General features: G+C 60.6%; 16 protein-coding genes. 8 read left to right on the forward strand and 8 right to left on the reverse strand.

The window, feature by feature from the left end:
- The first annotated feature begins 459 nt into the window (after positions 1 to 459).
- From HHJ17_RS08735 to HHJ17_RS08750, 4 genes are all read left to right on the forward strand, one after another.
- A complete protein-coding gene (locus tag HHJ17_RS08735) occupies positions 460 to 774 on the forward strand; it encodes a hypothetical protein (RefSeq protein ID WP_296505558.1) in 315 nt (104 codons plus the stop codon).
- On the forward strand, positions 771 to 989 hold the full coding sequence (locus HHJ17_RS08740; protein WP_296505559.1) for a hypothetical protein: 219 nt from the start codon (positions 771 to 773) through the stop codon (positions 987 to 989). The genes HHJ17_RS08735 and HHJ17_RS08740 overlap by 4 nt, the downstream gene beginning before the upstream one ends.
- Positions 986 to 1,345: a hypothetical protein gene (locus tag HHJ17_RS08745; RefSeq protein ID WP_296505560.1), complete on the forward strand. Its 360-nt coding sequence runs from the start codon at positions 986 to 988 to the stop codon at positions 1,343 to 1,345. Before HHJ17_RS08740 ends, HHJ17_RS08745 begins: the two co-directional genes overlap by 4 nt.
- Positions 1,346 to 1,991: 646 nt before the next feature.
- A complete protein-coding gene (locus HHJ17_RS08750; protein ID WP_296505561.1) occupies positions 1,992 to 2,417 on the forward strand; it encodes a hypothetical protein in 426 nt (141 codons plus the stop codon).
- Between the two features lie 43 nt (positions 2,418 to 2,460).
- Here HHJ17_RS08750 and HHJ17_RS08755 read toward each other — a convergent pair whose 3' ends face one another.
- Complete coding sequence (locus HHJ17_RS08755) at positions 2,461 to 3,177, reverse strand: PEP-CTERM sorting domain-containing protein (protein WP_296505562.1); 717 nt, start codon at positions 3,175 to 3,177, stop codon at positions 2,461 to 2,463.
- A gap of 567 nt (positions 3,178 to 3,744) precedes the next feature.
- On the opposite strand from HHJ17_RS08755, the gene HHJ17_RS08760 reads away from it, so the two are divergent.
- The gene (locus HHJ17_RS08760) at positions 3,745 to 3,897 is read left to right on the forward strand and encodes a DUF3096 domain-containing protein (RefSeq protein WP_296503056.1); all 153 of its coding nucleotides are present in this window, start codon (positions 3,745 to 3,747) and stop codon (positions 3,895 to 3,897) included.
- A 1-nt stretch (position 3,898) separates the two neighbouring features.
- On the opposite strand, the gene HHJ17_RS08765 is transcribed toward HHJ17_RS08760, so the two are convergent.
- The gene (locus HHJ17_RS08765; RefSeq protein WP_296505763.1) at positions 3,899 to 5,470 is read right to left on the reverse strand and encodes an iron ABC transporter permease; all 1,572 of its coding nucleotides are present in this window, start codon (positions 5,468 to 5,470) and stop codon (positions 3,899 to 3,901) included.
- A gap of 120 nt (positions 5,471 to 5,590) precedes the next feature.
- Here HHJ17_RS08765 and HHJ17_RS08770 point away from each other — a divergent pair, with 120 nt between their 5' ends.
- On the forward strand, positions 5,591 to 6,682 hold the full coding sequence (locus HHJ17_RS08770; RefSeq protein WP_296505563.1) for an ABC transporter ATP-binding protein: 1,092 nt from the start codon (positions 5,591 to 5,593) through the stop codon (positions 6,680 to 6,682).
- Between the two features lie 210 nt (positions 6,683 to 6,892).
- Positions 6,893 to 8,044: a branched-chain amino acid ABC transporter substrate-binding protein gene (locus HHJ17_RS08775; protein ID WP_296505564.1), complete on the forward strand. Its 1,152-nt coding sequence runs from the start codon at positions 6,893 to 6,895 to the stop codon at positions 8,042 to 8,044.
- 15 nt (positions 8,045 to 8,059) lie between these two features.
- On the opposite strand, the gene HHJ17_RS08780 is transcribed toward HHJ17_RS08775, so the two are convergent.
- The 6 genes from HHJ17_RS08780 to HHJ17_RS08805 are packed head-to-tail and all read right to left on the reverse strand — an operon-like array spanning position 8,060 to position 12,617.
- Positions 8,060 to 8,812, reverse strand: a complete 753-nt coding sequence (locus tag HHJ17_RS08780) for a lysophospholipid acyltransferase family protein (protein ID WP_296505565.1) — start codon at positions 8,810 to 8,812, stop codon at positions 8,060 to 8,062.
- A complete protein-coding gene (locus HHJ17_RS08785; protein WP_296505566.1) occupies positions 8,812 to 10,104 on the reverse strand; it encodes a dihydroorotase in 1,293 nt (430 codons plus the stop codon). The genes HHJ17_RS08780 and HHJ17_RS08785 overlap by 1 nt, the downstream gene beginning before the upstream one ends.
- A gap of 1 nt (position 10,105) precedes the next feature.
- Positions 10,106 to 11,068: an aspartate carbamoyltransferase catalytic subunit gene (locus HHJ17_RS08790; protein WP_296503074.1), complete on the reverse strand. Its 963-nt coding sequence runs from the start codon at positions 11,066 to 11,068 to the stop codon at positions 10,106 to 10,108.
- A gap of 3 nt (positions 11,069 to 11,071) precedes the next feature.
- Entirely contained in the window at positions 11,072 to 11,569 is a 498-nt protein-coding gene (pyrR, locus tag HHJ17_RS08795; protein WP_296505567.1) for a bifunctional pyr operon transcriptional regulator/uracil phosphoribosyltransferase PyrR, read from the reverse strand.
- Entirely contained in the window at positions 11,566 to 12,006 is a 441-nt protein-coding gene (ruvX, locus tag HHJ17_RS08800) for a Holliday junction resolvase RuvX (RefSeq protein WP_296505568.1), read from the reverse strand. Before ruvX ends, pyrR begins: the two co-directional genes overlap by 4 nt.
- A gap of 11 nt (positions 12,007 to 12,017) precedes the next feature.
- Positions 12,018 to 12,617, reverse strand: coding sequence for a YqgE/AlgH family protein (locus HHJ17_RS08805; protein WP_296505569.1), 600 nt, complete (start codon positions 12,615 to 12,617; stop codon positions 12,018 to 12,020).
- A gap of 21 nt (positions 12,618 to 12,638) precedes the next feature.
- Here HHJ17_RS08805 and HHJ17_RS08810 point away from each other — a divergent pair, with 21 nt between their 5' ends.
- A complete protein-coding gene (locus HHJ17_RS08810; RefSeq protein WP_296505570.1) occupies positions 12,639 to 14,117 on the forward strand; it encodes a deoxyribodipyrimidine photo-lyase in 1,479 nt (492 codons plus the stop codon).
- The last annotated feature ends 34 nt before the right edge of the window (positions 14,118 to 14,151 follow it).

The following is a 14,151-nucleotide window of genomic DNA, read 5'->3' on the forward strand; positions in this document are numbered from 1 at the left end:
TCCGTAAGGCTGGCCGCATGGCGTGATCCATGTTTTCAACATCCCGTCCACCCGTTGCTCTTGAAAAGGCGGCGAGTGGTTTTCAGCCTCATCACGGAGCCCAAAACCATGACTACGATCAACACCACCACGCCCGCAGCGGCACCCCTGGGCAACTGTACGGTAAACCCGTACGGTTCAATTCCCACTACGGACACCTCCGGCAATCTGCCTACTCTCCCAGCGTTCACCAAAATCGGGCACATCTTGCGTGATCGTGTCGCTATCAGTCCACCGCCGAAGTTAGACCCGCTGGCACGTCAGCAAGCCATCGAAAACGCCCTCAGCACGGCGTTATGGCATATCCGCAAAGACAGCTCCCCGGCATCCATTCAACGCGCTACTGGCCGCGCAATGAGGGCTGCATCCATGCTCAAACAGGCGTGCACTGAGTCCACCACCACCGGGAGGGCTTGAGCCATGGCCACACCGACAACCAACCAACTGCGTAGCACCATCACCGAGATGGACAGCGCATCACAAGACGCATTCAGTGAAATAGCGACCATCGCCAAATTGGCTTTGGCATCACTGGAAACACCGGATGCTTATACCAACCCCGAATGCATGGCAATCGTGTTGAATGCTATTTTTGATAGGGCCATGGACGTCGAAAACAATATCAACGCCATGGCCGAGGAGGTGGGGTGCAACTACAAAGACCAGGCGCAACGCCGCCGCATGGACGCCAGGAGCAAAGCCCGAGAAACCACATCGAGCGGGGTGACAGCATGAGCAAAGAGCAAACCATGCTTCACCTGCAAGCCACATTTGCAGCCTGGGAAGAGCAACGTGATCGGTGTTTCGCCCTTGTTTCAGCGGTGCGAAGCAGTCTTTCGAAAAACGAAAACGCCTTCAACGAACTTCAGCTACTGGACATTGCGGAAGAAATGTTGGCCGATACCGGTGAGTTTCAACGACTCGCAGAAGCCCTGGGGGTGGCAGCATGAGCACCACCACAAAGACCGAGTCCATCGCGCCGAAGATGCCTGTTTTCACCACATCAGCGGCAATGACACTGCTGTGGAAAAAAGCCGCGCTAAAGCTGCAAACGGACGAACTGGAATGGTTTGCTGACGGAGCCGGGAATGAGGTCAATACGCAAACGCACTCAATGGCCGATTTTTTGATGGCGCTTGGGAGCATGGTCGGCAGCGACACCGAATCCGGTTCATTCCAAGACGCTGATGACGTGTCAAACCTGCTGTACAGCTTGTCGCACCAGTTAAGCACACTCAACGGCCTGGTAAACATTGCAGTCGATGCCAGCTACCTCGTACGCCTGGCGCTGAAAGGTCAACCATGAGCACCACGACCAACACCAGCACACCCGGCCGCCGTGTCGACCAACTGCGCACCGCCGTCGGGATGCTTGACGCGGCAAAAATGTAGTTGCACAAATTCACCCCAGACATGGACCGGGCCTACGACTTTGCGGAGACCGCCTTTGACAGCATCGCCCTGATGCGGATTCAGGATGCAGCCGCTACACGCAATGGGAGGGCTGCATCATGAGCGCCAAATCTATTATTGACACAGCCGCCGCCCCCGGAAAACCCTGCGCCTCCATGGGTCCGCCTGATCGCTTCTTTCGCAAGCCGCGCCCGGCTTTGAGCTAATATTCAGTCACACCGCGACACAAACAATCATGACGTGTCAAAACTGCAACAACGTGAGACACAAAAAGTTTTGACGGTACTTTTGACGGTACTTTTATTAATCAACTTTCAAGAATCCAGCACCCATGAGGGTTACAAGCCGTTTTGTGATTCCTGTCGAGGACCATTTAATCGTTTCAGACCGTATCAGAAGACCTCAAAACCCGCGTAGCTCATAGCTACAGCGGGTTTTTTATTGCCTCACATCATCTCAGGGGCTGACATGACATACCAACAAATTGACGGTATTTTTGTTGGTATTTGCGAAGTACCCACAACCGAGATACCAACAAGGTGGCGAACTGGCTCAAGAAAGATATTTACCCGCATATCGACAAGATGCCCATATCCGCCATCGGGCCACGTGACGTGCAGGCCGTCGGACGCAGGAGGGAAGCCCGGCTGGTGTTTGACATTGCCAAACGCATCATTCAAATCTGTGGACAGGTGTTCCACTACGCAGTGCCAGAGCGCAACGTGACAGCCGACCGGCGCGGCGCATTGCAGCAAGCAGAGAAAAAGGATTACGCAGCCATCATGCTCCCCAGAAAGGCAGGCGACCTGATGCGCTCAATATTCGACTACAGCGGGCACCTTTACACGGTGGCGGCGCTCAAACTGTCCCCACTGGTAGTTTGTACGCCCCGGCGAATTATGCAAGGCCGAATGGGCAGAAGTGATTTTGAAGCGGCCGTGTTGAATGTCACCATTGAAAAATAAAAAGCCCCGCAAAAAGCGAGGCCTCGAGTGAAAGCGTAAGAGCTTAGATCTTGCGGCGGCGTGATGCTGCCAAACCTGCCAACGCCAGCCCGACCAAGGCGAGTGAGGCTGGCTCGGGTACTACCTGCACGTTGTCGAGCATCATGAAGCCCGGATCATCCCGGAACGAGAATCTGATGGTTGACGTAGCGGCACCGGCCAGAACCGTGTAGTCATAGGCTCCAGATCCACCGCCGGGAGGATTCGTCAAGCTCAGCAAATTCGTCGTTGATCCGCTGATCCATTCAGCCAAGAAAGAACCTGGCGAACCATTGTCATTTATAAAGTCAAAGTGAACGTGTATCGGGGCACCGATTTGAGTTCCGAAAGACTGGAAAATCCCGCCGACCGAACCAACGGGTCCGAAGAAGGCATCGCATTGGCCCTCAGGTACCCCGATGCCCGGACATTGAACGCCGCTAAAACCGGTGTTGCCGAACTGTGTCCAACCGCTAAAGTCACCGGTCTCGAAGCCACCGTTGGTCACCTTGTTGGCCATTGCCGACGCAGATAAGGTCAAGAGCCCAGCCGCGACGGCCAGACTGCCCAGGAGGCGAAGAATTACGGGATTAGCTTTCATAACAAAGTTCCTTAGTTTAGATTTTGAGGTCCGGCAGACGACTTCAATCAGCAAAATCTGAAAGATGGCTTGCCGGATCGCTTGATAAAAAGCAATTCCCAGGCCAGTTTGCGATAAGCACGTGAATTTGACGTGCGGCAAGAGTGAAAACCAATATGAAAATCAGTCGATGCGCACACGCCGTGCTTCACCGACCGCAATAGCATGTAAATAATTCCGACATCTAAATAACAAATTCCGACACCTCAATGACATCATGACGGCTTTGACCGGTCTAAGACTCCACAGCAAACCGCTGTGACTCAGTTTGGGATCTGTGGCTCGATCCTTTCACACGCCTGAAGGCATCCGACGGCGAAGAGTAGCGCAAGGGTCAGCCGTTCAAATTGGGATACGGGGGATCAAAAGTCTGGAGGTTCTCGGCATCGAAAACCCCTCAATATTTCACGTGCACCAAAGATCCCACGCTGGAAAATATTCAAACTGGCGTGCCGGTTTTCCGCTGGACGCTTAAAGCATTGCATGGCGCACCCAATCATTGCGAGCCAAAACAGAGACACTTTGATGAATAACAGTATTTTTTAAACCGGTTTGATTGAAACCCAGCATCCATGCGGGTTACCGGCTAATATGAGAGTCCTGTCGAGACCAGTCTCGCGGCGCTTTCATTTTCTTTGTTTCATTGACTCACCACCGAAAAAGGCCGCTATGAACATCACTTTGCATTTAATCCCTATCGTCTCGCTCATTGCCGGAATCGTGATCCTCATCATGCCGCGGCTGCTGTCGACCATCGTCGCCGTTTACCTGATCGTGGTCGGTCTGGTCGGCTTGTTTGGTTCGGGCAACTTTCTTCGCTGACTCAGCGCGACGGCGCGCGCAGCGTGCGGCTCAGCAGCATGACCGGAATCAAGCCCACCAGCACCAGCGCCAGCGATGGCAGGGCGGCCTCGCCCAGGCGTTCATCCCGCGCCAACTGGTAAGCCACCACGGCCAGGGTGTCGCTGTCGAATGGACGCAGCACCAGGGTGGCAGGCAGTTCCTTCATCACATCGACAAACACCAGCAAGGCGGCGGCCGCCGTGGAGCGTTTGAGCAGCGGCCAGTGCACACGGCGCATCAGCGCCATATCGCGCGTGCCCAGCATGCGGGCCGAATCGTCAAAACTCGCGGGAATCCGGGCATAGCCGCTTTGCAGCGACTGCAGCGCGACGGCGGAAAAGCGCACCAGATAAGCCCAGATGAGCCCGAGCGACGTGGCGGTCAACACATAGCCCACACTGCTTTGTGGCGCCACGGACTGTAGCCAGCCGACCGGCAGCAACAGCCCGACGACCAGCACCGCACCGGGCACGGCATAACCCAGGCCGACCAGTTGCACCGCCAGCCGGGTCGGCAGGTCGGGCCGGCGCCGCATGTTGAACGCAAGCAGCAAGGCCAGCGCCACCGCCAGCACGGCGCTGATGGCGCCCAGCCGCAGGCTGTTCAGGGACCAGCCCAGAAACTGCCCCCACGACAAGACCGACCAGTCCGCCAGCAAGGGCCGCAGCATGAACAACACCGGCAGCACAAAGCCGATCAGCACCGGCGCACCGCACAGCAACCAGGCCAGCCACTTGGCAGGACCCTGCAAAGCGAGCGGCCGGGCATCCATGGCACCGGCGCGGCCACCGCGGGCCGCAGCAAAGCGCATGCGTTTTTGCGCCCGGCGCTCCAGGAACAAGAGCAGCGCCACCAACAGCAACAGCAGGGTGGCCAGCTGGGCGGCGGCAATGCGGTTGTCCATGGAAAGCCAGGCCTTGTAAATGCCGGCCGTAAAGGTCTGAATGCCGAAGTAACTGGCCACCCCAAAATCGGCCAGGGTTTCCATCAATGCCAAGGCCATGCCGGCCGCTACGGCGGGTCGGGCCAGCGGCAAAGCCACTTCCAGGATACGGCGGCGCATGGGCGCGCCCAGCAGCCGTGCGGCTTCCATCAGGTGCGCGGCGCGTTCGCCCAGTGCGGTGCGGGCCAGCAAATACACATAGGGATAGAGCGAAAAGGTGAACACCCAGGCCGCGCCGCCCAGACTGCGAATCTCCGGAAACACCCGGCCCTCCAGCCCCAGCGTCGTGCGCAGGAAGGTCTGCAACGGGCCACTGAACTGAAGAAAATCGGTATAGGCATAGGCCACCACGTAGGCGGGCATGGCCAGCGGCAACAACAAGGCCCATTCAAAAATCCGGCGCCCGGGAAACTCAAACATGGTCACGGCAGCGGCGGCAGACAGGCCGACCAGCACCACACCGATGCCGACCATCACGCACAGGCGCACGGTGGTCCACACGTAATCGGGCAACACGGTGCTGCTCATCTCCTGCAGGATCTGCGCGGCTGCCGCACCCGAGTCACCCCACGGCAGCCAAGACGCGAACACCGCGACCACCGGCAGCATGAAGGCGACGGTCAGGATCAACAACAGAAATTGGCGCAGCCGGCGAAGTCGTTGCAGAGACATGAAAGGGATCATCCGACTTTGTGCAAATGAGAATTGTAAGCATCTACAATCAACTTCATGTTCCTAGAGGTCTCACAACTCCGAGTGGCTTACGCGGGCCGCCGCCAGCCGGCCGTGCGCGATGTGTCGTTTGGCTTGCATGCGGGCGACATCGGCGTGCTGATCGGGCCGTCCGGCTGCGGCAAAACCACCCTGCTGCGGGCGGTCGCCGGGCTGGAGCCGGTGACGGCGGGGGTTATCAAACTCGCCAACCAGGTGGTGAGCAGTGCCACGATCAACGTGGCACCGGAAGTGCGCCAGATTGGCATGGTGTTTCAGGACTACGCCCTGTTCCCGCATTTGAATGTGGGGCGCAACGTCGGCTTTGGCATTCACCAGCTGGCCAAAACGGAGCGTGCGCAGCGCATCGCCGAAGTGCTGGAACTGGTCGGCCTGGCAGGGCAGGAAGAACGCTTTCCGCACGAACTCTCGGGCGGTCAGCAGCAGCGCGTCGCGCTGGCCCGCGCGCTGGCGCCCAAGCCCCGGCTGCTGTTGCTGGATGAACCCTTTTCCAACCTGGATGTCGATTTGCGTGAGCGTCTGGCGCACGAGGTACGCACCATCCTGAAGGCCGCCAAAACCACGGCGCTGTTTGTGACGCACGACCAGCTGGAAGCCTTTGCCATCGGCGACACCATCGGCGTCATGCATGAAGGCCAGCTGCACCAGTGGGACGACGCCTACACGCTGTACCACCGCCCGGCATCCCGTTTTGTTGCCGAGTTCATTGGCCATGGTGTATTCACCCCCGCCACCTTGATACAGGTAGACCAGCAGGTGGTCGTGCGCACCGTCCTGGGCGATCTCTCCGACATGGCCGAATGCCCGCTGCCGAGTGCCTTTGAGGATGGCGAGTGCGACGTTTTGCTGCGCGCCGATGACATCGTGCATGACGACAACGCACCGGTGAAGGCCGAAATCATGCGCAAGGCGTTTCGCGGCTCCGACTTTTTGTACACCCTGCGGCTGGCCAGCGGCGACACCGTCATGGCCCTGGTGCCCAGCCACCACGACCACAAAATCGGCGAATGGATCGGCATTCGCGCCCAGGTCGACCACGTCGTCACCTTCAAGAGAAATCAGGCGCAAGCCCCCGCAGTCATTGCGTAAGAAGCTATTAATTCAATAGCAACCAAGCACGTCACCGATGCAGAAGAATTGCGACGGCGAACCAGCCAACGGCAACCAACCTTTGCCGTTGGCGGGACATGGCGAATGCGCTCGTCGCACCGAAAGGGTGCCAGGTAGTAACATGGTTCGATCAGGGTAAACCCAAGTAACTTTTTTGCTTTTCCTCATTTGAAAACCGGATCATTGACCATGAAAATTGCGCTCCCTTCTTCTGTTTCACTTCGCCTGACTGCGGCGGCCGTACTGAGCCTGATGGCCGCCACGGCCTTCGCCCAGGAGGTCCAGACCGTCCGGATCGCCCACGCCGGCCCCACGTCCGGCGGCATTGCCCACATCGGCAAGGACACAGAGAACGGCGTGCGCCTCGCCATTGACGAGCTGAACACCCAGGCGGTCGTGATTGGCGGCAAAAAGATCAAGTTCGAACTGGTCGCCGAGGACGATGCGGGCGATCCGCGTCAGGCCACCGCGGTGGCGCAGAAACTGTGCGACGCCAAGGTGGCCGCTGTGGTGGGCCACCTGCAATCGGGCACCACCATCCCGGCGTCCACGATTTACAACCGCTGCGGCCTGCCGCACATCACCGCCGCCGCCACCAACCCGGACCTGACCAAGCCCGGCTACCCGACGACCTTTCGCCTGATCGCCAACGACAACGCGCTCGGCGCAGCGCTGGCCTACTTTGCCCATGACGCGCTCAAGATCAAGACCATTGCCGTCATTGACGACCGCACCGCCTACGGCCAGGGTCTGGCGGTCGTGTTCAAGAACACCGCCCAGCAAAAGGGCATGCAGATCGTGGCCGAGGAGTTCACCACCGACAAGGCGACCGACTTCACCGCCATCCTGACCGCCATCAAGAGCAAAAAGCCCGATGCCATCTTCTATGGCGGCCTCGATGCCCAAGCGGGCCCGATGCTGCGCCAGATGGAGCAGCTGGGCATGGCGAATGTCAAATATTTTGGCGGCGACGCACTCTGCACCGAAAAACTGTCCGAACTGTCCAGCATGGCGGGCACGCTGAAGAACGTGACCTGCGCCACCGGTGGCGCGTCGGTGCAGAAGATGCAGGGCGGCAACGCCTGGAAGAAGAAGTACGACGCCCGCTTCCCCGGCCAGTTCCAGATCTACAGCCCCTATGCCTACGATGCAACCTTTGTGCTGGTCGAGGCCATGAAACGCGCCAACTCGGTGGACCCCAAGGTCTATGCGCCGTTCATCAGCAAGACCCAGTACAAGGGCGTCACTGCCAACATCGCATTCACCTCCAAAGGCGAGTTGACGACCCCGGCCGTCACGCTCTACACCTTCAAGAACAACGTGCGCGCCGCGCTGAACTGAAGCCCGCCAGGTCCGCTACGCGGCCAGCCGCAGCGCCGCAATGGTGTTGCGCACATCGGCGGCCCAGGCGCGGCGGTCGCGGCCCTGGAAGAATTCGGGCTCGCCAAACGTCACCACCGCGCACAGCGGCGGTGCGATCAGCGTGCGCCAGATGGAGCCCAGCAAGGTGTCGTGGTCGATATAACACGGCGCCAGGCTGTGCGCACCGCTGGCGGCGTCGGCAAAGCGCAAGGCCACCGGCAGGACCGACACATTGGCGGCGATGGCGGCTTGAAACAAATTGGCATGAAAAGGCAACAAATCCACCCCGTTGCTGGTGGTGCCTTCGGGGAAGATCGCCAGGATGTCGCCCGCATGCAGGCGCTCGGCCATGTGGTGCACCACGCGCATGGCGTCACGCCGGGAGTCACGTTCAATGAACAGCGTGCCGGCACCGGTGGCCAGCGTGCCGATCAGCGGCCAATGGCGGACGTCGGCTTTGGAGACAAAGCGGCAGTGACGCGCGGCGTGCATCACCACAATGTCCAGCCACGAAATGTGATTGGCCGCCAGCAACACCGGGCCGTGCACGGGCGGCTTGCCAACCACTATTAATTTAATAGCTAGCCGCGCAAGCAGGACAAGGGCCCAGGCCTTAATTCGTGCTTCTTTTTGCGGGGACGACAGCTTGGGAAAAACAAAGACGACCGTGAGCAAACCGGTCACGATGTGCGACAGCGTTCGCACGCACTTCCAGCCGGCGAACAGGCGGACGTTGATGCGCTGCATCAGGCCTGGAACGCCACGTGCCCGGCCACGATCGTGCAGCGCACCTGGCCCGGCAACTCGTAGCCGGAGAACGGCGTGTGTTTGCCCTGGCTGCGCAAGGTACTTGCGTGCACATCCCATGCCGCCTTCGGGTCAAACACGCACAAATCGGCCACCGCCCCGACCACCAGCCGGCCGGCACTGTCTTGCAGCGCGCCCAACGAGGCACCCAGCACCCCTGCGGGCCCGCTGGTAACGACTTGCAGCGCCCGCGCCAGACTGACACCGCTGTCCAGGCTCCATTTGAGGGCCAGACTCAAGAGCAGTTCAACCCCGGTGGCACCGGCCTCGCTTTGCGCAAACGGCAGGGCTTTGGCATCTTCGTCCACCGGCGTGTGGTCGGACACCAAGGCGTCAATGGTGCCATCCGCCAGCGCCGCGCGCAGCGCATCGCGGTCGCGCTGCTGGCGCAAGGGCGGGTTGAGCCGGGCCCGGCTGTCGAAGTAGCCGATATCGGCATCCGTCAGATGCAGGGAGTTGATGCTGATGTCACAACTGACCTTCAAGCCCTCCAGCTTGGCCTGGCGCACCAGCGCCACCCCGGCCGCGCTGCTGAGGCGACACAGGTGCACGCGGGCCCCGGTGGCTTTCATCAGCTCGAAAATGGTGTGCAAGGCAATCGTTTCCGCCGCCACCGGCACGCCGCTCAGGCCCAGGCGGGTGGCCAACGCGCCACTGGCCGCCACCCCGGTGCCCAGGTACAGCTCCTGCGGGCGCAGCCAGACGGCATAACCAAAGGTACTGGCGTACTGGAAAGCGCGCTGCATGACCAGCGTGCTGGCGAGCGGGACTTCAGCCTGGCTGAAAGCGACACAGCCCGATTCGGTCAGCGACACCATCTCGGTCAGTGTCTCGCCGGCGAGGTTGTGGGTCAGGGCGCCCAGCGGATAGACGCGGGCCTGGTGCAGTTTTTTGGCGCGGTAGCGCAACATTTCAACCAGCCCGGCTTCGTCGAGCACCGGGTCGGTATCGGGCGGACAGACCAGACTGGTGACACCGCCGGCGACGGCCGCCGCCAGCTCAGACTTGAGCATGCCTTCATGCTCCAGTCCGGGCTCGCGCAGACGCACCGCCAGGTCGACCAAACCGGGCGCCACGACGCAGCCAGTGGCGTCGATGGTGCGCGTCGGCCGGAACTCAGGCGCTATATTTTTAATAGCTAGAACCACCCCATTGGCGAGGGCTACATCCGCAATTTCATCGAAACCGCTGGCAGGGTCGATGACCCGGCCGCCTTTAATCAATATAGTCATATCAGGCCTCGTTCCCTGCCACGATGCTCATCACCGCCATGCGCACCGCAATGCCAAAAGTCACCTGCGGCAAGATCACACTTTGCACGCCGTCCACCACGGCCGAGTCAATTTCCACGCCGCGGTTGATCGGCCCCGGGTGCATCACGATGGCGTCCGGTTTGGCCAGTTGCAGCTTCTCCGGCGTCAGGCCGAAGGTCTTGAAAAACTCATGGCTGGACGGCAGCAGCGCGCCGCTCATACGCTCACTTTGCAGGCGCAGCATGATGATGACATCGGCGCCGCGAATGCCTTCTTCCAGCGTGTGGCAGACCCGCACGCCCATTTGTGCCATGTCCGACGGCACCAGCGTTTTGGGACCGACCACCCGCACCTCGGCACAGCCGAGCGTGGTGAGGGCATGAATGTCGGAGCGGGCCACGCGCGAGTGCAGCACGTCGCCAACAATGGCCACCGTCAGGTTAGCAAAATCTTTTTTGTAATGCCGGATGGTGAACATGTCGAGCAAGCCCTGCGTCGGGTGCGCGTGGCGCCCGTCACCGGCATTGATCACATGCACATGCGGCGCCACATGCTGGGCGATCAGGTACGGCGCGCCGGACTCGCTGTGGCGCACCACAAACAGATCCGCCGCCATGGCGCTCAGGTTGGCAATGGTGTCGAGCAGCGATTCGCCTTTGGAGGCCGACGAGCGCGAGATGTCCAGATTGATGACATCGGCGCTGAGCCGGGTGGCGGCGATCTCGAAAGTGGTGCGGGTGCGGGTCGAGTTCTCAAAAAAGAGGTTGAACACGCTTTTGCCGCGCAACAGCGGCACCTTCTTGACCTCACGGTCACTGACGCTGACGAAATTCGCCGCGATGTCCAGCACCTGGGTCAGGATGCTCTTGGGCAGGCCCTCGATGGAGAGCAGGTGAATCAATTCACCGTTTTTATTGAGCTGGGGATTGCGCTTGTAAAGCATGGCTTACTGGGCCTCCACGTTGAAACTGAATGCACCGGCTTCGTTGCGCACGAGCGCCAACGACTGGCGGGCGTTTAAGGTCACGCGGGCGGCGCAGACATCCGCCTGAATCGGGAGCTCCCGGCCACCCCGGTCCACCAGCACTGCCAGTTGGACGCTGGCGGGCCGCCCGAAGTCAAACAATTCATTGATCACCGCGCGGATGGTGCGCCCGGTGTAGAGCACGTCGTCCAACAACAGGATGTGCGCTTCGTTCACGTCAAAGTCAATCTGCGTCTGGGCGCCGGCCGTCATGCCACGCCGGGCATAGTCATCCCGGTGCATGGAGGAGGAGATGACGCCGGGGCGCTCCGTCAGGTTCAGGTCGCGCTGCAACCGTTCGGCCAGCCAGACGCCGCCGGAAGTCACCCCGACCAAACGCATGCCCGGACGAAAGAGGGCCCGCACACCGGCGAGCAACTCAAGGTAAAGCGCTTCCGCGTCGAGCGCGAGTGTGCTCATGGAATACTCCTCAAAAACTGTTCAAGAATAATGCAGGCGGCGGCGGCATCGGCATCTTTGGCGCCCATCGACAGCGCTTCAGTGGTGGTGTAGCGCTCGTCCACTTCAAACACGGGCAGCTTGAAACGACCGTGCAACTGGCGCGCAAACTTCTTGGCGCGCGCCGTGTTTTCATGCGCGGCGCCGTCCGGGTGAAACGGCACGCCGACCACCAGCGCATCGGGCTGCCATTCCTTGATGTGCTGCGCAATTTTGACAAAGCGCGCGTCGCCTTCGGCGGTGATGGTGCCTTGCGGCTGGGCCGTGCGCATCAGGCGGTTGCCGACGGCAAAGCCGGTGCGCTTGATGCCAAAATCAAGTGCCAGAAAGGTTTGCAATCCGGCCGGCACGCTGACGGCCGCAGGCACCGGCGCCGGCAAGAGATCAGAAGGGGACATGGGCTGCTCGCTCATGCATGCCCCGCATCCGGCGACAGCATCCACAACTCCAGGCCCAGCAGCAGCAACGCCTGGTCATAGCGCTGCGCCACCGGCGTATCAAAAATGACGTTGTTGCTGGCGGCCACGGTCAACCAGCTGTTGTCGGACAGTTCGGACTCCAGCTGGCCCTCACCCCAGGCCGAGTAACCCAACGACACCAGAACGCGGCGGGGTCCGGCCCCGGTGGACAGGGCTTCCAGCACGTCCTTGGAGGTGGTCATCTCCAGTCCGCCCGCAATCGACATGGTGGAGGCGTAGGCGGTTTCGGCCGGTTGCTCGCCCCCGACGAAGATGGATTCGTGCAAGACAAAGCCGCGCTCCGTGTGCATCGGGCCACCCTGAAACACCGGTTTATCAAGCAGATCTTGGCGGCGCAACGGCAGATCGACCTTGTCAAACAGGCGTTTCATGTCCAGGTCGCCGGGCTTGTTGATCACCAGCCCCAAGGCGCCGCGCTCGCTGTGTTCACACACAAAAACAACGCTGCGGGAGAAAATTGCATCCTGCAGTCCGGGCATGGCGATCAGAAAATGGTTCGTCAGATTGGTCAGGGCAAAATCTCCGGGCATATATGAATTTTAACGGTGATCATGAACAAGCAATTTGAAACCGGTTTGATGTGGTTCCGCCGCGATTTGCGCGTGCAGGACAACGCCGCGCTGTGCCTGGCGTTGCAGGCCTGCCGGCAACTGCACTGCGTGTTTGTCTTTGACCAGGACATCCTCGCCGCCCTGCCCCGCACCGACCGGCGGGTCGAGTTCATCCGCGAGTCCGTGCACGAGCTCGACGCCGCTTTGCGACAACTCAGCGGCCGAGCCGGCGCGGGCCTGATCGTGCGCCTGGGCCGCGCCACTGAAGAAATTGTGGCGCTGGCCACCACACTGCAGGTGCAGGCGGTGTTTGCCGCGCGCGATTACGAGCCGCAAGCCATCGCACGCGACGCCCGGGTACGGGACGCCCTGACCGACGCCGGCATGGCGCTGCACACCTGCAAAGACCAGGTGGTGTTTGAAGGCCGCGAGCTGTTGACCAAAACCGGTACCCCCTATGGTGTTTTCACGCCGTACAAAAACACCTGGCTGGCGACCGTCAGCTCGCAGCATTTGCGCTGCCATGAGGCGGCGCCGCTGGCGGCCGCGCTGGCCTCGCGGCCGCCAGGCCTGCAACAGGCGGTGCCAGCTTTGGCCGAGATCGGTTTCGAGCCAACCAACCTGCGCACGCTCAAAATCCCCACCGGCGCCTCGGGTGCGGCGACCCTGTTTGAAGATTTCTTCGAGCGCATGGACGACTACCATGAAACGCGGGATTTCCCGGCCATCAAGGGTCCGAGCTACCTGGGGGTGCACCTGCGTTTTGGCACCGTGTCGATCCGGCAACTGGCCGCCACCGCCTTGCAGCGGCAAATTCAGGGCAGCCGCGGGGCGGCGGTCTGGCTGGGGGAACTGATCTGGCGTGACTTTTATTGCCAGATTCTGGCCAATTTCCCGCATGTGACGCAGGGCGCCTACAAGCGCGAGTACGACGCGATCCAATGGGAACAGGGTCCACACGCCGACGCCCTGTTCCAGGCCTGGTGCGAAGGCCGCACCGGCTACCCGCTGGTGGATGCCGCCATGGCCCAGATCAACCAGACCGGCTACATGCACAACCGTCTGCGCATGGTGGTGGGCAGCTTTCTGGTGAAGGATCTCGGCATTGACTGGCGCTGGGGCGAACAATACTTTGCCCAACACCTGAACGACTTTGACTTGTCGGCCAACAATGGCGGCTGGCAATGGGTCAGCTCCAGCGGCTGCGATGCCCAGCCGTACTTCCGCATTTTCAACCCGGTCAGTCAGAGCGAAAAGTTCGATGCCGAGGGCAAATTCATCCGCCGCTACCTGCCGCAACTGGCGCAACTGCCGAACAAAGTGCTGCACGCGCCCTGGACCGGCAAACCGCTGGAGCTGCAGATGGCGGGCGTGATACTGGGACAAAACTACCCGCGGCCGATCGTGGCGCACGATGCGGCCCGGGCGCTGACGCTGCAGCGCTATGCCGTCGTCAAGAAGTCCCTCCAGACGCCTTAACCAATAACGCTATAAATTTAATAGCTAGTTATAT

Source organism: Rhodoferax sp. (genome assembly GCF_012927445.1).
Taxonomy (GTDB): Bacteria; Pseudomonadota; Gammaproteobacteria; order Burkholderiales; family Burkholderiaceae_C; genus Rhodoferax.